We start from the raw sequence: 21,819 nt of genomic DNA on the forward strand, positions 1-21,819 counted from the left end.
GTGGGCAACCGCACCCGCGTCAAGGTCGTCAAGAACAAGGTCTCGCCGCCGTTCAAGCAGGCCGAGTTCGACATCCTCTACGGCAAGGGCATCAGCCGCGAGGGTTCGCTCATCGACATGGGCGTCGATCAGGGCTTCATTCGCAAGTCCGGGTCGTGGTTCACCTACGAGGGCGAGCAGCTGGGCCAGGGCAAGGAGAACGCCCGCAACTTCTTGATGGAGAACCCCGACGTGGCCAACGAGATCGAGAAGAAGATCAAGGAGAAGCTCGGCATCGGGGCCGTGGTGACTGACGAGCTCATCGACGATGTCCTGCCCGCCCCGGTCGACTTCTGACACGGAGGGGCCCGAGACCCGCGAGGAGCAGGCGCACGCCTTGTGTTTGCGCCTGCTCACCGTGCGGGCCCGAACCCGCGCCGAGCTCGCCGGCCAGATGGCCAAACGCGGCTACCCCGAAGCCGCCGCCCGGGCTGTGCTCGGGAGGCTCGAGGCCGTCGGTCTCATCGACGACGAGGACTTCGCCGAGCAGTGGGTGCGTTCACGGCAGGCCGGCGCCGGGAAAGGCAAGCGCGCCTTGGCCGCTGAACTGCGGACCAAGGGTGTCGACGATGAGGTGATCGCCTCCGTGCTGGGCGGCGTCGACGCCGGTGCCGAACGCGGCAGGGCCGAGCAACTCGTGGAACGCCGTCTGCGCCGCGAAGCGCTCGACCCCGGCGATGATCCGAAGGTGATGCGCCGACTGGTCGGGATGCTGGCCCGCCGCGGCTACGGCCAGAGCATGGCCGTTGCGGTGGTCACCGATGCTGTCGCCACCGAACGGGAGCGCCGGAAGGTCTAGCGACGTCCGGGCCGGCTACCGCAGCGCCACCGCGACGGCCCTCAACACCGGGTGCCCGGCGTCGTCGACCAGCGTCAGCCGATCCCCGGACACGACGAAGCCACGCACCCGTCCCAGCGCCGCGATGATCGCCTGCTCCTGGCCCATCGCTTCGGGGGGACCGGCCATCATCGTCGAAGCCACCTGCGAGAACGTCAGCGCGTCGCCATCGAGGGCGTAGCCGCCCATCAACCGGTTCACCCCACCGGAGCCGGAGAAGCGGTTGTCCTGGTTGTGCAGCACCAGACTGGGCTCGCGAAGCTGATCGGCCACCGCGACCGGGTTGCCGTCGACTTCGATGACCTTCCAATAGGTTTCGGTGAGCGAGACGTCCGGCGCCTGGGGCGCCTGCGGGCCCGGCACCGACGAGAGCAGCAGTTCGACCGGTGCCGGGTTGAGCGGGTCGACCGGATAGCTCTGCGTGGTGGTGAACAGGAGATCATCGCCCTGCGCCACGCGGGCCCGGACCGCGTAACCGGCTCCCACTCGAACCGCCGAGCGCGGATAGCGCAGCGCGAACGGAATCGGGGACTGCCGGCCGTCGAGGGTGATCCGGGTCTGGCCGACGGTCACCGCCGGGGCGTCGGCCAGCGAAACGTCCTCCAGTGTGACCGTGAGCACCGCGTCGGGCGGCAGGGCGATCCGCTCCCGGTGCACCACCGTGCCGGTGAGCACCGCCGAATCCGGTGCCGGGTCCGTGTCGTCGGCGCCGGCTGCCGGACAACCGAGCAGCGCCAGGACCGCGACGATCAGGCAGACGAAACCCGTTCGCATCCAGGCTCACCCGGCCCGATTGGTGACGTCGTGGGCATGGGGCTTGTCGCTGAAGCGGGTCACAGAAGTTACGTTACCGTCCTGGTCGACGGCGGTCCCGTCTCCGCCGGAGGCTTGATTTGCATCGGCTTCGTCGCGCCCGATGCGATGGGGCTCAGCGCTACCGAGAGGCCACCCGTCACCGCCAACGCCGCGACAGCCGTGATCCCTGCGCAACGCCTGTGCACGAAACCGAATGTAACGGCAGGAATATCGCGGCGCCTCAGTCATGTCGCTTCGCAGCGTGATTCACAGAGGTTCGGTATCGAGTTCACCCCGAACCTAGTCGCCCGGTTCGAGTTCTGCCGCCGCCAGCGGCTCGGGGGCACGTTTGGAGCGCCGTAACCGCCGCTCAAGCCGTCCGGCGCCGGCCGACAGCGCGAAGTTCATGGCGATCATCAGCACGGCGATGACGATCAGTGCCGGCACGTAGTTGCCGTAGGTGGATCCGATCACCGTGCCCTGGCGCACCATCTCCAGGAAGGTGATCTGATAGCCGATCGCGGTGTCCTTGAGCACCACCACGAGCTGTGACACCAACACCGGCAGCATGGAGGTGACGGCTTGCGGCAGCAGCACCGAACGCATGGTCTGGCCCCAGGTGAGACCCAGTGCCGCAGCGGCCTCGCTCTGACCACGCGGCAGCGCGCCCACCCCGGAGCGCACGATCTCGGCGATCACCGCGCCGTTGTAGAGCGTCAGACCGGTCACCACCCCGGCCAGTGCCAAATGCCCGGACGGGAAGACGTCGTGCAGCGCGTACAGGAAGTAGGCGAAGATCATCATGATCAGCACCGGCACCGCCCGGAAGAACTCCACGACCACCGCGCACGGCACCCGGATCGCCCGCACCGGGGACAGTCGGCCCACGCCGAGGGCGAAACCGAGGACGCCGGCCAGGACGATCGACAGTGCGGCGGCGGTCAGAGTGCCGGCAATGCCCGGCAGCACATAGGTTTTCCAGAGGTCGCCGGTGAGGAACGGCCGCCACTTGGCCGCCGTCAACTGACCCTTGCCGGCCAGCCTGTCGATGATCGCCCAGACGATCACCGCGGTCAGGGCCACGGTAACCCCGGAGATGACCCGGTTGCGCACCCGGGCCCGCGGGCCCGGCACGTCGAAGAGGACCGACGAAGCGCTCATCGGGGCCCTCTGCTCTTCGCGCAAGCGCTCATCGGGGCCCTCTGCTCTTCGCGCAAGCGCTCATCGCGCCACCGCCATGCGCTTGCCCAGCCAGCCGAACAGCAGCCCCAGCGGCAACGTGAGCAGCAGGAACCCGAAGGCGAAGATGCTGCCGACCGCCAACAGGGCCGCGGTGTTCTCGATCATCTCCTTCATCAACAGCGCGGCCTCGGCGACACCGATCGCCGAGGCGATGGTGGTGTTCTTGGTCAACGCGATGAACACCGACCCCAGCGGAATCAGCACCGCCCGGAAAGCCTGGGGCAGCAGGATCATCCGCAGGTTCTGTCCGAACGTCAGCCCCAACGACCGGGCTGCCTCGGCCTGACCCACCGGCACGGTGTTCACCCCGGAGCGCACGGTCTCGCAGACGAACGCCGCGGTGTAGGCGGCAAGTCCCAGCACAGCCAGTCGAAAGTTGCTGTCGGCGATGGACGTCGGCGACTTCGGGTCGGCCAGCGTGATGCCCAGAGTCTGCGCCAGGCCGAACGAGCAGAACAGGATGATCAGCGTCAACGGGGTGTTGCGGACGATGTTGACGTAGGCGGCGCCCAGCCAGTTGAGCATCGGCACCGGGGAGAGGCGCATCGCCGCCAGTGCGGTGCCGAGGATCAGCGCCCCGATCGCCGCCAGCACGGTCAGTTTGACGGTGGTCCAGAACGCCTTGAGGATCAGCCCGCCGTACTTACCCAGGATGTCGACCCTGTCCGCCGAACCTCCGTCGGCGTCGGTGTCCAGCGGCGGGGGAGGCGGAGCGCTGATGCCGGCCGGTCCGAGGTTGCGGTCGAAGGCGGCGTTCCAACTGCCGTCCTGCTGCATCGCGACGATCGCGTCGTTGATCTTCGCGCGGAGTTCGCCATCCTCCCGGAGGAGCCCGATTCCGTAGTGCTCTACCGAGAACGGCTTGCCGATGATCTTGAAGGCTCCGGGGGACTGGGCGGCGAATCCGGCCAGGATGACCTCGTCGGTGCTGACCGCGTCGATCGCGCCGTTGCGCAGGGCCTCCACGCAGGCCGAGTAGGTGTCGTACTGCTGCAGCTGGACACCCGGGTACTTGTCCTTGATCCGTTGTGCCGGAGTCGATCCCGACACCGAGCACAGCCGCTTGCCGCCGGCCAGCGACTCCGGGCCGGCGATGTCGGTGTCATCGGCACGCACCAGCAGGCTCTGGCCGGTGTCCAGGTACGGTCCGGCGAAGGCCACCTTCTGTTTGCGGGCGTCGGTGATCGAATAGGTGGCCACGATGTAGTCGACCTGACCGTTCTGGATCAGCGTCTCCCGCTGGCCGGACGGCGCTTCCTTCCACTCGATCTCATCCGGGGAGTAGCCCAGCTTGCCTGCCACGTAGGTCGCGACGTCGACGTCGAAGCCGGCCATGGCGCCGTCCGGTTTCTTCACCGCCAGGCCGGGCTGGTCGAACTTGGTGCCGATGGTGATCTTCTTCTCCGCGGCCCCGCACCCGGACAGGGTCAACACCAGAACCACGCCCAGCAGAGCAGTCGCGAGCAGGCGACGGAGTGATGGCCGCATGCGCGTCAGTGGCTCAGGATCTTGCCGAGGAAGTCCCGTGCACGCTCGGACCGGGGACTGGAGAAGAAGTCCTCGGGCGGGGAGTCCTCGACGATGCCGCCGTCGGCCATGAACACCACCCGGTCGGCGGCCCGGCGGGCGAAACCCATCTCATGGGTCACCACCACCATCGTCATACCCTCGCCCGCCAGCGACGTCATCACCGCCAGCACCTCGTTGACCATCTCCGGGTCCAGCGCGCTGGTCGGTTCGTCGAACAGCATCACCTTCGGCTGCATGGCCAGGGAACGGGCGATCGCCACCCGCTGCTGCTGTCCGCCGGAGAGCTGCGCCGGGTACTTGTCGGCCTGGCTGGCCACTCCCACCCGTTCGAGCAGCGACATCGCCCGCTCCCGGGCCTGCGCCTTGTCGACCTTGCGGACCTTGATCGGGGCCAGCATGACGTTCTCCAGGATGGTCTTGTGCGCGAACAGGTTGAACGACTGGAAGACCATGCCGACGTCGGAGCGCAACCGGGCCAGCCTGCGGCCCTCCGAGGGCAGCACCGCGCCGTCGACGGCGATGGTCCCGGAGTCGATGGGCTCCAGCCGGTTGATGGTCCGGCACAGGGTCGACTTGCCCGACCCGGACGGGCCGAGCACCACCACCACCTGACCACGGTCGACCTCGAGGTCGATGTCCTTGAGCACATGGTGGGAGCCGAAGTACTTGTTGAGGCTCTTTATCGAGATCATCGGGCCCGGCCCTGCCACAGCCATGAGCAGACCCTACCCAGGTTTGGGCCGATCCGTACGATGTGTCGGGTGACGACGCTGCTGTCCCGGGCCCGGACCTATCAGGTCCGCACCTACGGCTGCCAGATGAACGTGCACGACTCCGAACGCCTGGCGGGCCTGCTGGAGGAGGCCGGCTACCTGCGCGCCCCGGAGGGCGCCGACGCCGACGTGGTGGTGTTCAACACCTGCGCGGTGCGGGAGAACGCCGACAACAAGCTCTACGGCAACATCAGCCACCTGGCACCGCGCAAGCAGGCCGACCCGGACATGCAGATCGCCGTCGGCGGCTGTCTGGCGCAGAAGGATCGCGACGCCGTATTGTCCCGGGCGCCGTGGGTCGACGTCGTCTTCGGCACCCACAACATCGGTTCGCTGCCGGTGCTGCTCGAGCGTGCCCGCCACAACCGGACGGCGCAGGTCGAGATCGCCGAGGCGCTGCGCGAGTTCCCCTCGGCGTTGCCCGCGGCCCGCGAATCCGCCTATGCCGCCTGGGTTTCCATCTCGGTGGGCTGCAACAACACGTGCACGTTCTGCATCGTGCCGTCGCTGCGCGGCCGCGAGGTCGACCGCAGCCCGGCCGACGTCCTGGCCGAGGTGCGCTCGCTGGTGCAGCAGGGGGTCCTGGAAGTCACCCTGCTGGGCCAGAACGTCAACGCCTACGGGGTGTCTTTCGCCGACCCGGATGTCCCGCGTGACCGCGGCGCCTTCGCCGCACTGCTGCGCGCCTGCGGCGACGTCGACGGACTGGAGCGGGTGCGGTTCACCTCCCCGCATCCCGCGGAGTTCACCGACGACGTCATCGAGGCGATGGCCCAGACCCCCAATGTCTGTCCGGCGCTGCACATGCCGCTGCAGTCCGGTTCCGACCGGGTGCTGCGGGCGATGCGCCGCTCCTACCGGGCCGAGAAGTACCTCGGCATCATCGACCGGGTCCGCGCGGCGATGCCGCACGCGGCGATCACCACCGACATCATCGTCGGCTTCCCGGGGGAGACCGAGGAGGACTTCGCGGCCACCCTGGAGGTGGTGCGCCGCGCCCGGTTCTCCGCCGCGTTCACCTTCCAGTACTCGCCGCGGCCGGGCACCCCGGCCGCCGGCATGGCGGGCCAGCTGCCCAAGGAGATCGTCCAGCAGCGCTACCAGCGGCTGATCGACCTGCAGGAGGGCATCTCGCTGGAGCAGAATCGCGCGCTGGTCGGCAGCACGGTCGAGGTTCTGGCGGCCGCCGGCGAGGGACGCAAGGACGCGGCCACGGCGCGGATGTCCGGCCGCGCCCGCGACGGCAGACTGGTGCACTTCACCCCCGGTGACGCCGACGTACGCCCCGGTGACGTCGTGACGACCACCGTCACCGGCGCGGCGCCCCACCATCTGATCGCCGACTCCCGGCCGGCCTCGCACCGGCGGACCCGGGCCGGGGACGAGCATGCCGCCGGCCGGCGACCGGGCACGGTCGGACTCGGGCTGCCGGCGTTCGGCGCCCCGCCGGCCCGGCCGGTCACGACAGGATGTGCGCGATGACGCCCGACGAATTCGAGGCCTACAAAGCCGATCTGGAGGCGGCCGAGCGGCGAGTCGCCGGCGAAATCGACCCCGGCGCAAGGGCTTTGGTGGTGGCCATCCTGGTCTTCGTCCTTCTGGTGTCGCTCATCCTGCCGCACACCGGCGGCGCCCGCGGTGTCGACGTCCTGATCGGTGACAGCAAGGCGATCAGCGTGGCCGTGGCGCTGCCGCACCGGCTGTTCTGCTGGTTCGCCCTGGTTTTCGGGGTCGGCTTCTCGATGCTGGCCCTGATCACCCGACGATGGACGCTGGCCTGGATCGCCCTGGCCGGCAGCGCGGTGGCGATACCGCTGGGCATGCTCTCGGTCTGGTCGCGTCAGACCGCGGCGGCGGGCCATCCCGGCCCGGGCGTCGGCATGGTGCTGGGTTGGATCACCGTGATGCTGCTGACATTCCACTGGGCGCGGGTGGTGTGGACCCGCACCGCCGTGCAGTTGGCCGGCGAGGCCCATCGCCGCCGGGGGGCTGCTCCGCCCGAAAACGGTTCCCGCTAGCGTCTTTTCGCGACGGCCTGCGCCGCCGCGGTCGCCCATTCCCGCCACTGCGCGGCGCTGGCGCGGGCTTCCTCGGCCTCCCGGTCTCGCCCGGCCGCGGCGGCCTTCTCGGCCTGCCGTTCGAACTGCTCGGCCCGGGAACGGAACTGCTCGGCCCGCGCGACCGCCTCCGGATCGACCCGTCCGGCGTCGACGGCGTCGCGGACCCTCTTCTCCACCGCGCGCAAGCGCCGGTCCAACTCCGCGCCGTCGTCCCGCGGGGCTTTGCCGATCGCGTCCCACCTCTCGGTGATCGCCCGCAGCGCGGCCTGGGCGGCTTTGGCGTTGGACACGTCGATCTTCTCGGCCTCGGCCAGCAGCTTCTCCTTCGCCTCGGCGTTGGCCTGGAACTCCGCGTCGCGCTCGGCATTGACGGCGTGGCGGGCGGCGAAGAACTTGTCCTGGGCGGCTTTGAACCGCTGCCACAACGCGTCGTCGACGTCCTTGGCGGCGCGTCCGGCCGACTTCCACTCCGTCAGCAGATCCCGGAACCTGTTCGCCGTCGGCGCCCAGTCGGTCGAGTCGGACAACTCCTCGGCCCGGGCGCACAGCCGCTCCTTGGTCTCCCGGGCTCCGGCCCGCTCCTTGTCCAATTCGGAGAAGTGGGATCCACGACGGCGGTTGAACGCGTCTCTGGCCGCGGAGTACCGCTTCCACAACGCGTCGTCGGTCTTGCGGTCCAGGCCGGTGATGGTCCGCCACTCGTCGAGGATCGCGCGCATCCGGTCGCCGGCGGCCTTCCACTGCGTGGCGTTGGCGGCCAGATCCTCGGCCTCGGCGGCCAGCGCCTCCTTGCGGGCGGCCTGCTGGGCGCGCAGTTCGTCGCGGCGGGCACGGTTGGCCGCGACGGTCTCCTCGGCGTGGTCGGCGATCGCCGCCAGCCGGCCGGCCAGGGCCTCCACGTCACCGAGAACGCTTGCGGTGGGGAGGGATTCGGCCAGCGCCTTCGCGGCCGCCTTGACTTTGCGGGCATCGGCGGTGCCCGACGCCAGCCGGGTCTCCATCAGGGTGATCTCGGTCGCCAGATCATCGAAACGACGACCGAAGTGGGCGAACGCCGCGTCGGGCTCACCGGCCTGCCAGGAGCCGATGACCCGCTCGCCACCGGGGATGATCAGGTACACCGTGCCGTCGTCGGCGACGCGGCCGAACCGGCGCGGGTCACTGGCCGGGGGCGCGTGCACCGGCCGGGGGGTCCCCGGTCTGGGACCGGGAACGGGACCCGGGGAGGGTCGGGGGGATCCGCCGTCGTCGTGCGAGTCTTCTATGGTCATGGGTCAACCTCACCTGCCCTCCGCGCGGCGAACCGCGCACCTGCCGCGCGAAGCGGCTCCGCTGCATCCACGGCCGGCTCGTCGCCGGCCGGCCACCTGAGGTATTGAATCAGTTCGGAGCCGGGCTTGGGCCCGGGTTGGTACGCGTCGAGGGGAGCACAGGTGGCCAAAGCCGACATCGCGGCGTTGTTCGCGCTGGGGGCGGCGTTTTTCATCGCGATCGGCAACGTGATCCACCAGCGCACCGCCCACGACGTCACCGAGGGCGACGTCGGGTATCTGGAACTGTTCACCCGGCTGCTGCGGGATCGGCAGTGGTGGGTCGGCAGCGCGGTCGCGGCGGTGGGTTTCGGGCTCCAGGCCGCCGCCCTCGGCCTCGGGTCGGTGCTGCTGGTGCAGGCGCTGCTGGTCACCTCGCTGCTGTTCGCGCTGCCGATCAACGCCCGCGCCACGCAGCGCCCGGTATCGGGGGCCCAGTGGGCCTGGGCTGCCCTGCTGGCTGCGGCGGTGGTGGTGATCGTGACCGTCGGAAACCCCACGCCCGGGCATTCCCGCGGCGCCGCCGAGGTCTGGACCGGTGTGGTCGCGGTACTGGGACCCGGCCTGCTGCTGTGTGTCGTGGGTGCCCGGAAGCTCGCCGGGCGGCCCGCCGCCGCCGTGCTGCTCGGCCTGGTGTCGGGGGCGTTGTGGGGCGTGTTCGCGGTCCTGACCAAGGGAGTGGTGGACCGCCTCGGGCACGGACTCTGGGCGGTGCTGTCCGCCCCCGAGTCCTACGCCTGGGCGGCGGTGGCCGTCGCGGCCACCGCGTGGCAGCAATCGTCCTTCCGCGCCGGGTCGCTGGCCGCCTCACTGCCGACGATGACGGTCGCCGAACCGGTCGTCGCCTCGATCCTGGGTGTGCTCGTCCTCGGTGAGACGCTGCGCCCGGGGGACCGCGGCTGGGCGGTGCTGGTGGCGGCGATCGCCGCCATGGTGGTTGCGACGATCGCACTGGCCCGCAGCGAGGCGGCGCCCGCGGAGCGCTAGCGTTGGCTGCGTGCTGACGGCGATTGCCCTTACCCCCTCGGCGCCGGTGCTCGTCCCGGAACTGGCCGGTTCGGCGGCCGCCGAAGTCGCCGGCTTACGCGACGCCGCCCTGGCGGCGGCGGCCACCCTGCCGGACCGCTGGATCGCGGTCGGCGTCGGGCCCGCCGACGCGGTGATCGGACCGGGCGGCCGTGGCACGTTCGCCGGTTACGGGGCCGACGTGGCGGTGTCGCTGGGGCCGGACGCCGGAGGTCACCCGCAGGCACTGCCGCTGTGCGCGCTGTTCGCCGGCTGGCTGCGCGACCAGGTCAGCCCGCGGGCCCGAGTGCAGGTCCGGGTCTACGCCGCCGACCATGATCCCGATTCCGCGATCGCCCGGGGCCGGGCGTTGCGGGCCGAGATCGACGCCGTCACCGAACCGATCGGCGTTCTGGTCGTCGCCGACGGCGCCAACACGCTGACCCAGTCGGCGCCCGGCGGCTATGACCCGGCCGCCGGGGCCGCGCAGTCCCTTCTGGACGACGCGCTGGCCGCCGGGAGGGCCGATGAACTCGCCCGGCTTCCCGACGGCATCGTCGGGAGGGTCGCCTACCAGGTGCTGGCCGGGTTGGCCCCCGCGCCGGCGGCGGCGACCGAGATGCTGCGCGGCGCCCCCTACGGCGTCGGTTACTTCGTCGGAACCTGGTGAGCCGGCCGATCGCCGTGATCGGGCCGACCGGTACCGGGAAGTCCGAACTGGCGCTCGAAGTGGCCGAACTGGTCGGCGGGGAGATCATCAACGCCGACGCCATGCAGCAGTACCGCGGCATGGACATCGGCACCGCCAAGGTTCCCCCCGCCGGGCGCCGCGGGGTCCCGCACCACCAACTCGACGTCCTCGACGTCACCGACACCGCCACCGTCGCGCGCTACCAGCAGGCCGCCGGTGCCGACGTCGAGGCCGTCGCCGCCCGCGGCGCGGTGCCGATCATCGTCGGCGGCTCGATGCTGTACATCCAGTCCCTGCTCGACGGGTGGGCCTTCCCGGCCACCGACCCTGCCGTGCGCTCACGCTGGGAAGACCGGCTCGCCGAGGTGGGTCCGGTCGCCCTGCACGCGGAACTGGACCGCCGTGACCCGGCCGCCGCCGCGGCGATCCTGGCCACCGACGGTCGTCGGATCGTGCGCGCTCTGGAGGTCGTCGAGCTGACCGGCCGGCCCTTCGCCGCGTCGGCGCCGAGCATCGGAACCCCGCGGTGGGACACCGCCATCGTCGGATTGGATTGGGACACAGACACTTTGGATGCCCGGCTCGCCCGACGCACCGACGCCATGTTCGACGGCGGACTGGTCGGCGAGGTGACCGGGCTGCTCGCCGTCGGCCTGCGGGACGGAGTCACCGCGGCCCGGGCGCTGGGCTACGCCCAGGTGATCGGGGCGCTCGACGCCGGCGGCGGGCCTTCCGAGATCCGGCGGGCCCGGGAGCTGACGTTCGCCGGCACCCGCCGCTACGTGCGCCGGCAGCGGTCATGGTTCCGCCGTGACCGGCGCATCACCTGGCTCGACGGTTCCTCGGGAGGGGTCGTCGAAGCGGTGCTGGAACTCTGGCGCCACGTATCCTGAGCTGGTGATGGGCAAGTGCAGATGATCTTCGCCAAGGGGCACGGCACCGAGAACGACTTCGTGGTGCTGCCCGACCTCGGCGCACTGCTGCATCTGAGCCCCGCGGTGGTCACCGCCCTGTGCGACCGGCGGCGCGGCCTCGGCGCCGACGGCGTGCTGCGGGTCGTGACCGCCGGCGCCGCGTGCGAGGCCGGCGTGCTCGACCGACTGCCCGAGGGCGTCGAGGGCGACGACTGGTACATGGACTACCGCAACGCCGACGGCTCGGTCGCCCAGATGTGCGGCAACGGCGTCCGGGTGTTCGCCCACTACCTTCGCGCCAGCGGCCTGGAGGCGCGCGACGAGTTCGTGGTGGCCTCGTTGGCGGGCCCGCGGCCGGTCGTCGTCCACCACGCCGACGATTACCGCGCCGACGTCACAGTGGAGATGGGCAAGGTCAACAGGCTGGGCGCGGGCACGGCGACCGTCGCCGGACGCCCGATGACCGGTCTGGGAGTCGACGTCGGCAACCCGCACCTGGCCTGCGTCGTCGCCGGCCTGACCGACGACGCCCTGGCCGTCCTGGACCTCGGCGGACCGGTGGAGTTCGACCCCGCGCAGTTCCCCGAGGGCGTCAACGTGGAGGTGCTCACACCGTTGCGCGATGGCGCGGTGCGGATGCGGGTACACGAACGGGGTGTTGGAGAGACCCGATCGTGCGGAACCGGGACGGTGGCGGCCGCATGCGCGGCCCTCCACGAGCAGGGGGAGTCGGTCGGGGCGGTGCTGGTCAGAGTGCCCGGCGGTGAGATCGGCGTCGAGATCACCGACACCACCAGCTACCTGCGCGGACCGTCGATCCTGGTGGCCCGCGGGGAACTCGCCGACGACTGGTGGGCGTCGTTTTGACCGATCCTGACCGCGCTGATCGCAAATCGGCGCCGCCGAGCCCGGGCGAACTGGCCCTGGAAGACCGCGCCGCGCTACGCCGGGTCGCCGGGCTGTCCACCGAACTGGCCGACGTCACCGAGGTCGAATACCGTCGGCTGCGGCTGGAACGCGTCGTGCTGGTCGGGGTCTGGACCGAGGGAACCGCCGCCGACGCCGAGGCCAGCCTGGCCGAACTGGCCGCATTGGCCGAGACCGCCGGTTCCGAGGTGCTCGAGGGACTGATCCAGCGTCGCGACAAGCCCGATCCGGCCACCTACATCGGTTCGGGCAAGGCCGCCGAATTGCGCCGAATCGTCGTCGCCACCGGGGCCGACACCGTCATCTGCGATGGCGAACTCAGTCCCGCGCAGCTCAACGCGCTGGAAAAGGTGGTCAAGGTCAAAGTCGTCGACCGCACCGCGCTGATTCTGGACATCTTCGCCCAGCACGCCACCAGCCGGGAGGGCAAGGCGCAGGTGGAACTGGCCCAGATGCAGTACATGCTGCCGCGGCTGCGGGGCTGGGGTGAGTCGATGTCCCGGCAGGCCGGCGGCCGCGCCGGCGGCAGCGGCGGCGGGGTCGGAACGCGCGGGCCGGGCGAGACCAAGATCGAGACCGACCGGCGCCGCATCCGGGAGCGGATGTCGCGGCTGCGCCGCGAGATCAAGGACTCCAAGCAGGTCCGCGACACCCAGCGCAGCCGCCGCCGGGAAAGCGACGTGCCCTCCATCGCGATCGTCGGATACACCAACGCCGGGAAGTCGAGCCTGCTCAACGCCCTGACCGGAGCCGGGGTGCTGGTGGAGAACGCGCTCTTCGCCACTCTGGAACCCACCACTCGGCGCGGGGAGTTCGAGGACGGACGGCCATTCGTCCTGACCGACACCGTCGGTTTCGTCCGGCACCTGCCCACCCAACTGGTGGAGGCGTTCCGCTCCACGCTGGAAGAGGTCGTCGACGCCGATCTGCTGTTGCACGTCGTCGACGGATCCGACGTCAACCCGCTGGCCCAGATCGAAGCCGTCCGCCAGGTGATCGGCGAAGTCCAGGCCGACCACCATGCCCCGCCGGCCCCGGAGTTGCTGGTGGTCAACAAGATCGACGCCGCGGCCGACCTGACGCTCACCCAACTGCGTCGCGCCCTGCCCGGTGCGGTGTTCGTATCGGCGCACACCGGCGACGGCCTGGAGCGGCTGCGTACCCGACTGGGGGAGTTGGTCGAACCGCGCGAGGTCACCGTGGACGTGACGATCCCGTACTCCCGCGGCGATCTGGTGTCCCGCCTGCACGGCGAGGGCCGCGTCGACGCCACCGAGCACACCGCCGACGGCACCCGCGTCAAGGCCAGGGTTCCCGCCGCCCTGGCGGCGGCCGTCGGGGCCTACACGACCGCTTAGCGGATTAGGCGACCAACCAACCGGTTGGGTATCCTTGCGACAGGTCCGCACCCACCTTGTCGAGCCGTCGGAGGTCACCGTCATGGGCAAAGCCGTCAAGTACACCCGCACCCTGTTCGAGCCGGAGCACGAGCTGTTCCGCCAGTCCTACCGGGCCTTCCTGGACAAGCACGTCGCGCCGTACCACGACCAGTGGGAGAAGGACAAGATCGTCGACCGAGGCGTCTGGCTGGAAGCCGGCAAGCAGGGCTTCCTGGGCATGGCGGTGCCGGAGGAGTACGGCGGCGGCGGCAACCCCGATTTCCGCTACAACACCATCGTCGTGGAGGAGACCGTGGCCGGCCGCTACAGCGGTCTGGGCTTCTCGCTGCACAACGACGTCGTGGCCCCCTACCTGCTGCACCAGGCCAACGAGGAGCAGAAGCAGCGCTGGCTGCCGCAGTTCTGCACCGGCGAGATGATCACCGCCATCGCCATGACCGAGCCGGGCACCGGCAGCGACCTGCAGGGCATAAAGACCCGCGCGGTCAGGGAAGGCGACCACTACGTGCTGAACGGATCCAAGACCTTCATCACCAACGGGATCAACGCCGATCTGGTGATCGTGGTCGCCCAGACCGACGCCGCGAAGGGTGCGCAAGGCTTCTCGCTGCTCGGCGTCGAGCGGGGAATGCCTGGTTTCGAACGCGGACGGCACCTGGACAAGGTCGGCCTGGACGCCCAGGACACCGCCGAGTTGTCGTTCACCGATGTGAAGGTTCCGGTGGAGAACCTCATCGGCGAGGAGGGGATGGGCTTCCTCTACCTGATGCAGAACCTGCCCCAGGAACGGTTGTCCATCGCCATCATGGCCGCCGCGGCAATGGAGGCCGTCCTGGATGAAACTCTGGAGTACGTGTCACAGCGAAAGGCGTTCGGCAAACCGATCGGCTCATTTCAGAACAGCCGTTTCCTGCTTGCCGAATTGGCCACCGAAGCCACCGCAGTACGGATCATGGTCGACGAATTCATCCGCCTTCTGATGGAGGACAAACTCACCGCCGATCAGGCCGCGATGGCCAAATGGTGGACGACCGAGGCGCAGGTCAAGCTGGTCGACCGGTGCCTGCAACTGTACGGCGGGTATGGGTACATGCGGGAATACAATGTCGCGCGGGCTTTCCTGGACGCCCGTGTCCAGACCATCTACGGCGGCACCACCGAAATCATGAAAGAGATCATCGGCCGCAGTTTGGGCGTGTGAGGACCGTCGTCTCGGCTCATCCCAGCGAATCACATTTCGATTCGGTTCGAATCTCGATCCGGATTCCGATTCCGTAAATCCCTGCGTGTCGTGCCATGCTTTCCCCTGCTAACAGCCGTTGCGATGTCACTATCGCTGTGTTAAGGCGCGGCTCGTCCGAAGGTAGGAGGTCAATGCATGACCATGGCAGGTGACCGGGTGATCCGGACCATGCGGAGGCTCACCCTTGGCGCGGCGGCCTCCGTCGCCGTGGCGGCACTGGTGGTTCCGGCCGCCCTCGCCACCCCCGAGACCGACGCCGGCGACGCCATCAACCAGGCCTGGGAGGCGGCCGGCGGACCCGACTCGGTGCTGGGAAACAAGGACGGGGGCGTCTTCGAGGTCGGTGAGGGATACGGCCAGAAGTTCGCCGACGGCAAGATGTTCTTCACGCCCGGCACCGGGGCCCACCTGGTCTACGGCGCCGTCCTGGACAAGTACGAGTCGCTCGGCGGCCCGGCCGACAGCGACCTGGGCTTCCCGAACATCGATGTGGTCGCCGGCCTGGTGGGCCCCAAGAGCCGGGTCAGCACGTTCAGCGCCAGCGACAAGCCTGCCATCTTCTGGACCCCCGACACCGGCGCATGGTCGGTCAGGGGCGCGCTGAACGCGGCCTGGGACGCGTTGGGCGGCTCCGCCGGCCAGTTGGGGGTCCCGGTGGAAGACGAGCGTTACGACGGCGACGTGGTCAGCCAGAAGTTCACCCGCGGGGAGCTGTCCTGGAACAGCAAGGCCAACACCTTCACCTCCAATCCGTCGGGCCTGGCCGACAGCCTGGCCGGGTTGGACGTCCCCCGGGATCCGGCCACGATGATCAACCTGGCCTGGCGGGCCGGCGGTGGCCTCGGTGGCCCGCTCGGGGCGCGCCAGGGCGCGCTGGCCCAGATCGGCGACAACGCCGCCGCCCAGGGGTACGCCAGCGGCAAGATCTTCTACTCGCCCGAGACCGGAGCGCATGCGGTCACCGGGGCCATCCTGTCGAAATACGAGTCGGTCGGCGGCCCCACCGGCGACCTCGGTTTCCCGGCCGGCCCCGAGACCGACGGCGGCGTACCCAACAGCCGGATCGGCACCTTCAGCGCCCCGGACAATCCGGAGATCTTCTGGACGCCCGACACCGGGGCGATCGTCGTTCGCGGCCCGATCAACGCGGCCTGGGCCAAGCTGGGCGGCGCGACCGGGAAGCTCGGGGTGCCGATCGACGATCAGACCTCCAAGGGCGACACCGTGCGCCAGACCTTCACCGGCGGTGAGCTGTCGTGGAACAAGGCCACCAAGGAGTTCAGCTCCAAGCCCGCCGACCTCGCCGCTTCGCTGACCGGAATGCAGATGCCGGACGCGGTGGCCAAGACCCCGGCCGCACCGCCGTCCGGCGGCACCGCCGATCGTCGGGACGGATTCCGCTGGTGGTGGCTGGCGATCCTTCTCCCGGCGCTGGGCCTGCTCGGGCTCATGGCGATGGCCGCCCAGCGCAAGAGCCGGGTCGCCGACGGCGCCGTCGTCTCCGATCGGGCCTTCGATCGCGACTTCGGGGCCCGGGCCTACGGCCCCGACACCGACAGTGACTCCGGTGTCTGGTCGCCGCGGGCCGAGGAGGGCGCCGGCTACGACGCCGACGAGGACGCCATCGACACGGCGCCCACCCGAATCCCGACCGAGGCGGACTTCGCCGAACCGGCCGCGGACGTCGACGAGTGGGACGACGTGGCGGAACAGAGTTCGGGTCGGCATGCCGCGAGCGCCCTTGCCACCTCCGCGGCGGCCTGGCGCCTGGAACTCGGCGACGACTTCGCCGCCTCGGCGCGGCGGCGACACGCGATCGACGATCCGCGAACCGAGGAGTTCGACGCGGTGGTCGAGGAGCGCGTCGAGTGGTTCGAGTCCGAACCGGAGGTGTCCGAGGCGCCCGTCGAGGACCACTGGCGGCCCGCCATCCACCTGCCGCTGGCTGATCCCCTCCAGGCCCCCGAGGGCTATGCGATCAAGGGCAGCGCCCACTCGGGTCTCTATTTCACCCCGGATTCGGCGCTCTACGACAGCACCGTCCCCGAGATCTGGTTCGCCAGTGAGGAATCGGCTCAGGCCACCGGTTTCGTGCGGGCTCCCGAGTAGCGGCTGAATCCGCCTAAACCCGCCGGAGCACGGTGACAACCTTGCCGAGGACGGCGGCGTCGTTGCCGGGGATCGGATCGAATGCCGGGTTGTGCGGCATCAGCCACACCTGTCCGCCGGTGCGTTTGAAGGTCTTGACGGTGGCCTCGCCGTCGATCATCGCGGCGACGATGTCACCGTTGTCGGCCACGTTCTGTTGACGGATCACCACCCAGTCGCCGTCGCAGATCGCCGCGTCGATCATGGAATCGCCGACGACTTTCAGCAGGAACAGTGAGCCCTCGCCGACGAGTTCGCGGGGCAGTGGGAAGACGCCCTCGACGGCCTCCTCGGCCAGGATCGGGCCGCCGGCCGCGATGCGTCCCAGCACGGGGACGAACGCCGGCTCGGGCAGCGCGTCGGATCCGGCCACGTCGGTGACCACCGCGGCGGCCGCGTCGTCGACGCCGCGGACGTCCACCGCCCGAGGGCGATTCGGATCACGCCTCAGGTAGCCCTTGCGCTCCAGTGTCCGGAGTTGGTGGGCCACCGATGACGTGGACGTCAGGCCCACGGCGTCCCCGATCTCCCGGATGCTGGGCGGGTAACCGCGGCTGGTGACCGATGCCCGGATGACCTCCAGAATGGTGCGCTGACGTTCGGTGAGGGCGGATGTGCTGTCGCTCATAGGGGCGAATGTAGTCCGGATCCCCTCGATTATCAAACATGTGTTCGAGCGTGTCGGCGGCGGTGCGGATTTGTCGGAGGCCCGTCCTATCGTCGGACACGCTCGATCATATGTTCGCCTTATCGAACAGATGATCGAGTAAAGTTCGAACACAGGAGCGAAAGATCGGACGGAAGGAATGCAAACCATGACGGTCCTTGATGATCGGCAGTTGCTGGAATGGCCGCGCGAGCGGCCCGGCGCGTGTGCACGCCCGGTTGGCGGAGGAGTCCGGCGCCCGGCATCGCGGCGGCGGCCGTCCGTCGCGCCCCTGGAGTATCGCCGCAGTGGCGTCCGGGTGTCGCAGGCGGTTCACAACGGGCGGCGGGTCAGCACCACGGCCAGCATCGCGTTGGCGGCACTGGCCGGCCTGATCACGCTCTGGCTTGGAGCACTCGGCCAATTCAGCGCAGGTCAGGCTGTCGGAGCTGCACAGCCCGCGGACCGGTTGGCGGTCGTTCAGGTTCAGCCGGGGGAGACTCTCGCGCGTCTGGCCGCACGGGTCTCACCGGAGGCGCCGACCGAACAGGTCGTGCGGCGGATCCGTGAATTGAACAAGCTCGATTCGGCGTCGTTGGACACCGGTCAGACGCTGATCGCTCCCGTCGGCTGATCGGGCGCCGCCGATGGCCGCCGCCGGCCGCCCGCGGGTAGGCTCACCACTCATGCATTGCCCGTTCTGCCGTCACGCGGATTCGCGCGTGGTGGATTCCCGCGAGACTGACGAAGGGCAGGCGATCCGGCGGCGCCGGTCATGCCCGGAGTGCGGCCGCCGGTTCACCACGGTGGAAACCGCGGTGCTGGCCGTGGTCAAGCGCAGTGGGGTCACCGAACCCTTCAGCCGCGAGAAGGTCATCAGCGGCGTGCGCCGCGCCTGCCAGGGCCGCCAGGTCGACGACGACGCGCTGAACCTGCTGGCGCAGCAGGTCGAGGACAGCATCCGCGCCGGCGGCTCTGCCGAGGTGCCCAGCAACGAGGTCGGGTTGGCCATCCTCGGCCCGCTGCGTGAACTCGACGAGGTGGCCTATCTGCGGTTCGCCTCGGTGTACCGGTCATTCTCCTCGGCCGAGGACTTCGAACGTGAGATCGAGGCCCTGCGTGCTCACCGGTCGCGGGTCAGCTGACGGATCCCGTCGCGGACAGCGCGGCCGGATCGACGGTCAGCCGTCGGTGTCGCCACCGTCCTTGAAATCCTCGGCATGTTCAGCCAGGAATCGCTCGAATTCGGCACCCAGCTCCTCGCCGCTGGGCAAGTCCTCGTCGCGCGCCAGCAGCGAGCGGTTCTCCTGCGCGGCCACGAAAGCGTCGTATTGGCGTTCCAGCGCCTCGACCACCTGGGCGATCTCGGGCGAGCCCTCCACCTGTTCGTCGATCTTGGCGCGCACCGCCGCAGCCGCTTCGGTGAGCGCTGTCCACGGCAACTGCAGTGAGCCCGAATCGGCGACCTGTTCGAGCAGCGCCTCGGCGGCGGCGGGGTAGTCGGTCTGGGCGAGGTAGTGCGGAACGTGCACGGTGTAGCCCACAGCTTCGTGCCCGTGCTGGGCCATCCGGAATTCCAGCAGATTGGAGGCGCTGCTGGGCACCTGCACCTCGCCCACCCAGGGCTGGTGATCGGCGATGAGCTCACGGTCGCTGGAGTGGGCGGTCATGCTGACCGGCCGGGTGTGGGGGACCGCCATCGGGATGGCGCCCAGGCCGATGGTCCGGCGCACTCCCAGACGCTCGGCGAGCAGTCGTACCGCGGTGACGAATCGCTCCCACTGCAGATCCGGCTCCAAACCGGCGAGCAGCAGAAACGGGGTACCGACGCTGTCGCGCAGCGCGTAGAGGTTCAGTTCGGGATCGTCGTAGTCGGTGAAGTGGTCGGTCTTGAACGTCATCACCGGCCGCCGTGACCGGTAGTCCAGCAGGTCGTCGATCGCGAACGATGCCACCAGTTCACCGTCGAGAGTCTTCTTGAGGTGTTCGGCCGCCAGCCGGACGGCGTGGCCGGCATCGGAAAACCCCTCGAGGGCGTGGACCAGAACCGGTCCGCGGCCGTCGGGGGACGCCAGTTGGGGTGCGGGTAGCTCGAGTTCGTACATCCGACCGGGTACCCGTCCTTCCTGATCAGCCATGGGGCATCTCCTCCCTAGTCCACGATCAATAACGCGCCCAGCCCGCCGGGACTTCCCGGCTCCGGAAGAAATTCCACAGGAACCACTTCATACACAACCCGCCCCGGCTTTCGCCATCCGGGCGGGCGATCCGACGGCAGTCGCTGGGAACGTCGCTGTCCATGACCGCACACACGTTCCGTTTCACCCGACCGGGGGCGCTGATCGCCGCCCTGCCCGCCGTGCTGGGCTTCGTACCCGAGAAATCCATGGTCCTGGTGACCCTGGAGGAGGGCCGGATCGGCGCTGTCATGCGCGCCGATCTCTCCGAAGATCTCGGTGACAACCTCGGCCGCCTGGCCGAGATCGTCGCCAACTCCGGCGCGGAATCGGTCGTGAGTGTGATCGTCGACGCCGACGGAGCGCTGTGTCCGATGTGCGCCGACACCCATCAGCAACTCTGCGACAGCCTCACCGGGGAACTGACCAGCCGCGGTGTCGGACTCCACGGAGCGCATGTCGTCGACCGGGTTGAGGCCGGTGGCACCTGGCGCTGCGTCGACGGCTGCGGGGCCGGCGGAACGGTGGAGGACCCGACCGCGTCACCTCTGGCGGCTGCGGCGGTCCTGGACGGCCGGCGGCTCTACGGCACCCGGGCCGACCTGCGCGCGGTCGTCGCGGTGGACGACCCGAACCGGTCCGCGGCGATGGTCGAGCGAATCCGCTCGTCCGCATCGGCGCGGGAGGGGGACTGGCGGACCGATCCCGACGGCCGCGGCCGCCGGGACGTGGAGCACGCCATCGCACTGGCCCAGCGGGTACTGGACGGCGCGCGCCCGGCGGACGCCGAGCTTTCCGAAGTGGCGTGCGGACTGACCGACATCGCGGTCCGCGACACCCTGTACGCACTTGCGGTTGGCTCGAAGGCGGCGGCCGCCGAAGCGCTGTGGGCCCTGCTTGCCCGCACACTGCCTGATCCGTGGCGGGTGGAAGCCCTTGTGCTGCTGGCGTTCTCGGCATACGCACGCGGTGACGGCCCGCTGGCCGGCATCGCGCTGGAGGCGGCTTTGCGTGGCGACCCGGGCCATCGGATGGCGGGCATGCTCGACGTCGCGCTGCAGTCGGGCATGCGTCCCGAGCAGATCCGGGAACTGACCGGGACCGGATACCGGCTCGCCAAACGACTGGGCGTGCGTCTGCCGCCGCGCCGGGCGGGCTGATCCGTCTATACCTTCTCGACCTTGACGGCCAGGGCCATCTCGTGCGGCAGTTCGACGTTCTGGTGGCCGCTCACCACGATGGTCACGTCGCCGTCCGGGCTGGTTCGCACCAGCACGCGGGCGTTGGGCACCACGCCGGCCTCCCTGAGTCGGCCGATCAGGGCGGCGTCTTCCTGCACGTGTTCGGTCAGTTGGCGCACCACCACGGCCACCGAGTCCCCGAGTGGCAATTCGGTCAGCCGCACCAGTTCGGCCCCGTCGGGATGGACGGTATGGGCGCCGTCTTCGGGCAGGCCGAGCAGGGCCAGTCCCGGAATCGGATTGCCGAAGGGGGAGACCGTCGGGTTGTCGAGGACCGCGACCAGTCGGCGTTCGACGTCCTCGCTCATGACGTGCTCCCACCGGCAGGCCTCGGCATGCACCTCTTCCCAGGGAAGGCCGATGACGTCGACCAGGAGACGCTCGGCGAGGCGGTGCTTCCGCATCACCGAGATGGCCAGGTGCCGTCCCTTCTCGGTCAACTCGAGATGCCGGTCCCCGGCCACCCTCAGCAGGCCGTCGCGCTCCATCCGCGAGACCGTCTGACTAACCGTCGGCCCACTCTGCTCCAGCCGCTCGGCGATCCGGGCGCGCAGTGGCACCACGCCCTCTTCTTCCAGGTCGTAGATCGTGCGCAGGTACATCTCGGTGGTGTCCACCAGATCGTTCATCAGGGCACCCTTCGTCGCCCTGATTCTATAGGCCCAGCCAGGCCTATTCGGTCAGCTCGCGTACGAGCGCAGCTTCTCGGCCCGCTCGCCGTTGCGCAGCTTGACCATGACCTCGCGCTCGATCTGGCGTACCCGCTCCCGGGACAGCCCGAACAGCTTGCCGATCTGGTCGAGGGTGCGGGGCTGGCCGTCATCGAGGCCGAAGCGCAAC

The 21,819-nt window shown here is 69.7% G+C and carries 22 protein-coding genes and 2 pseudogenes; 14 read left to right on the plus strand and 10 right to left on the minus strand.

The window, feature by feature from the left end:
- Positions 1-336: pseudogene (locus ADBZ5U_RS05215) on the plus strand (intein-containing recombinase RecA); the annotation flags it as partial.
- A complete protein-coding gene (gene recX / locus ADBZ5U_RS05220; protein WP_526263084.1) occupies positions 308-838 on the plus strand; it encodes a recombination regulator RecX in 531 nt (176 codons plus the stop codon). The pseudogene ADBZ5U_RS05215 and the gene recX, both read left to right, overlap by 29 nt.
- Positions 839-853: 15 nt before the next feature.
- Here recX and ADBZ5U_RS05225 read toward each other — a convergent pair whose 3' ends face one another.
- From ADBZ5U_RS05225 to ADBZ5U_RS05245, 5 genes and pseudogenes are all read right to left on the minus strand, one after another.
- Complete coding sequence (locus ADBZ5U_RS05225) at positions 854-1,651, minus strand: META domain-containing protein (protein WP_526263086.1); 798 nt, start codon at positions 1,649-1,651, stop codon at positions 854-856.
- Between the two features lie 321 nt (positions 1,652-1,972).
- Entirely contained in the window at positions 1,973-2,833 is an 861-nt protein-coding gene (locus ADBZ5U_RS05230; protein WP_526263088.1) for an amino acid ABC transporter permease, read from the minus strand.
- Between the two features lie 60 nt (positions 2,834-2,893).
- On the minus strand, positions 2,894-3,568 hold the full coding sequence (locus ADBZ5U_RS05235) for an amino acid ABC transporter permease (RefSeq protein WP_526263118.1): 675 nt from the start codon (positions 3,566-3,568) through the stop codon (positions 2,894-2,896).
- Between the two features lie 36 nt (positions 3,569-3,604).
- Positions 3,605-4,402, minus strand: a pseudogene (locus ADBZ5U_RS05240) (glutamate ABC transporter substrate-binding protein); the annotation flags it as partial.
- A 5-nt stretch (positions 4,403-4,407) separates the two neighbouring features.
- Entirely contained in the window at positions 4,408-5,136 is a 729-nt protein-coding gene (locus ADBZ5U_RS05245) for an amino acid ABC transporter ATP-binding protein (RefSeq protein WP_526263120.1), read from the minus strand.
- A 69-nt stretch (positions 5,137-5,205) separates the two neighbouring features.
- Between ADBZ5U_RS05245 and miaB the strand changes: the two genes are divergently transcribed.
- A complete protein-coding gene (gene miaB, locus ADBZ5U_RS05250) occupies positions 5,206-6,699 on the plus strand; it encodes a tRNA (N6-isopentenyl adenosine(37)-C2)-methylthiotransferase MiaB (protein ID WP_526263090.1) in 1,494 nt (497 codons plus the stop codon).
- Positions 6,687-7,235, plus strand: a complete 549-nt coding sequence (locus tag ADBZ5U_RS05255) for an Rv2732c family membrane protein (RefSeq protein WP_526263092.1) — start codon at positions 6,687-6,689, stop codon at positions 7,233-7,235. Before miaB ends, ADBZ5U_RS05255 begins: the two co-directional genes overlap by 13 nt.
- Here the strand turns inward: ADBZ5U_RS05255 and ADBZ5U_RS05260 are convergent.
- Complete coding sequence (locus tag ADBZ5U_RS05260) at positions 7,232-8,548, minus strand: DUF349 domain-containing protein (RefSeq protein ID WP_526263094.1); 1,317 nt, start codon at positions 8,546-8,548, stop codon at positions 7,232-7,234. The two genes, ADBZ5U_RS05255 and ADBZ5U_RS05260, sit on opposite strands and share 4 nt — an antisense overlap.
- A gap of 162 nt (positions 8,549-8,710) precedes the next feature.
- Between ADBZ5U_RS05260 and ADBZ5U_RS05265 the strand changes: the two genes are divergently transcribed.
- From ADBZ5U_RS05265 to ADBZ5U_RS05295, 7 genes are all read left to right on the plus strand, one after another.
- Positions 8,711-9,574, plus strand: a complete 864-nt coding sequence (locus ADBZ5U_RS05265; protein ID WP_526263096.1) for a DMT family transporter — start codon at positions 8,711-8,713, stop codon at positions 9,572-9,574.
- Positions 9,575-9,584: 10 nt separating this feature from the next.
- Positions 9,585-10,262, plus strand: coding sequence for a class III extradiol ring-cleavage dioxygenase family protein (locus ADBZ5U_RS05270; RefSeq protein WP_526263098.1), 678 nt, complete (start codon positions 9,585-9,587; stop codon positions 10,260-10,262).
- Complete coding sequence (miaA, locus tag ADBZ5U_RS05275; RefSeq protein WP_526263100.1) at positions 10,259-11,176, plus strand: tRNA (adenosine(37)-N6)-dimethylallyltransferase MiaA; 918 nt, start codon at positions 10,259-10,261, stop codon at positions 11,174-11,176. Before ADBZ5U_RS05270 ends, miaA begins: the two co-directional genes overlap by 4 nt.
- Positions 11,177-11,197: 21 nt before the next feature.
- Positions 11,198-12,064: a diaminopimelate epimerase gene (dapF, locus tag ADBZ5U_RS05280; protein ID WP_526263122.1), complete on the plus strand. Its 867-nt coding sequence runs from the start codon at positions 11,198-11,200 to the stop codon at positions 12,062-12,064.
- The gene (gene hflX, locus ADBZ5U_RS05285) at positions 12,049-13,482 is read left to right on the plus strand and encodes a GTPase HflX (RefSeq protein ID WP_526263102.1); all 1,434 of its coding nucleotides are present in this window, start codon (positions 12,049-12,051) and stop codon (positions 13,480-13,482) included. Before dapF ends, hflX begins: the two co-directional genes overlap by 16 nt.
- A gap of 82 nt (positions 13,483-13,564) precedes the next feature.
- Positions 13,565-14,725, plus strand: a complete 1,161-nt coding sequence (locus ADBZ5U_RS05290) for an acyl-CoA dehydrogenase family protein (RefSeq protein ID WP_526263124.1) — start codon at positions 13,565-13,567, stop codon at positions 14,723-14,725.
- A gap of 177 nt (positions 14,726-14,902) precedes the next feature.
- Complete coding sequence (locus ADBZ5U_RS05295; protein ID WP_526263104.1) at positions 14,903-16,876, plus strand: LGFP repeat-containing protein; 1,974 nt, start codon at positions 14,903-14,905, stop codon at positions 16,874-16,876.
- Between the two features lie 13 nt (positions 16,877-16,889).
- On the opposite strand, the gene lexA is transcribed toward ADBZ5U_RS05295, so the two are convergent.
- Positions 16,890-17,543, minus strand: coding sequence for a transcriptional repressor LexA (gene lexA / locus ADBZ5U_RS05300; protein ID WP_526263106.1), 654 nt, complete (start codon positions 17,541-17,543; stop codon positions 16,890-16,892).
- A 211-nt stretch (positions 17,544-17,754) separates the two neighbouring features.
- On the opposite strand from lexA, the gene ADBZ5U_RS05305 reads away from it, so the two are divergent.
- A complete protein-coding gene (locus tag ADBZ5U_RS05305) occupies positions 17,755-18,195 on the plus strand; it encodes a LysM peptidoglycan-binding domain-containing protein (protein ID WP_526263108.1) in 441 nt (146 codons plus the stop codon).
- 52 nt (positions 18,196-18,247) lie between these two features.
- On the plus strand, positions 18,248-18,706 hold the full coding sequence (nrdR, locus tag ADBZ5U_RS05310; protein WP_526263110.1) for a transcriptional regulator NrdR: 459 nt from the start codon (positions 18,248-18,250) through the stop codon (positions 18,704-18,706).
- A 36-nt stretch (positions 18,707-18,742) separates the two neighbouring features.
- On the opposite strand, the gene ADBZ5U_RS05315 is transcribed toward nrdR, so the two are convergent.
- Positions 18,743-19,699, minus strand: a complete 957-nt coding sequence (locus ADBZ5U_RS05315; protein WP_526263112.1) for a proteasome assembly chaperone family protein — start codon at positions 19,697-19,699, stop codon at positions 18,743-18,745.
- 161 nt (positions 19,700-19,860) lie between these two features.
- Between ADBZ5U_RS05315 and ADBZ5U_RS05320 the strand changes: the two genes are divergently transcribed.
- Positions 19,861-20,898, plus strand: a complete 1,038-nt coding sequence (locus ADBZ5U_RS05320; RefSeq protein ID WP_526263114.1) for a DUF4192 family protein — start codon at positions 19,861-19,863, stop codon at positions 20,896-20,898.
- Positions 20,899-20,903: 5 nt separating this feature from the next.
- Here ADBZ5U_RS05320 and ADBZ5U_RS05325 read toward each other — a convergent pair whose 3' ends face one another.
- A complete protein-coding gene (locus ADBZ5U_RS05325; RefSeq protein ID WP_526263116.1) occupies positions 20,904-21,608 on the minus strand; it encodes an iron-dependent transcriptional repressor DtxR in 705 nt (234 codons plus the stop codon).
- Between the two features lie 51 nt (positions 21,609-21,659).
- A partial coding sequence (locus ADBZ5U_RS05330) for a sigma factor-like helix-turn-helix DNA-binding protein (RefSeq protein WP_526263126.1) occupies positions 21,660-21,819 on the minus strand: 160 nt, incomplete at its 5' end.

The organism is Mycobacterium sp., assembly GCF_040398885.1.
GTDB lineage: Bacteria > Actinomycetota > Actinomycetes > Mycobacteriales > Mycobacteriaceae > Mycobacterium.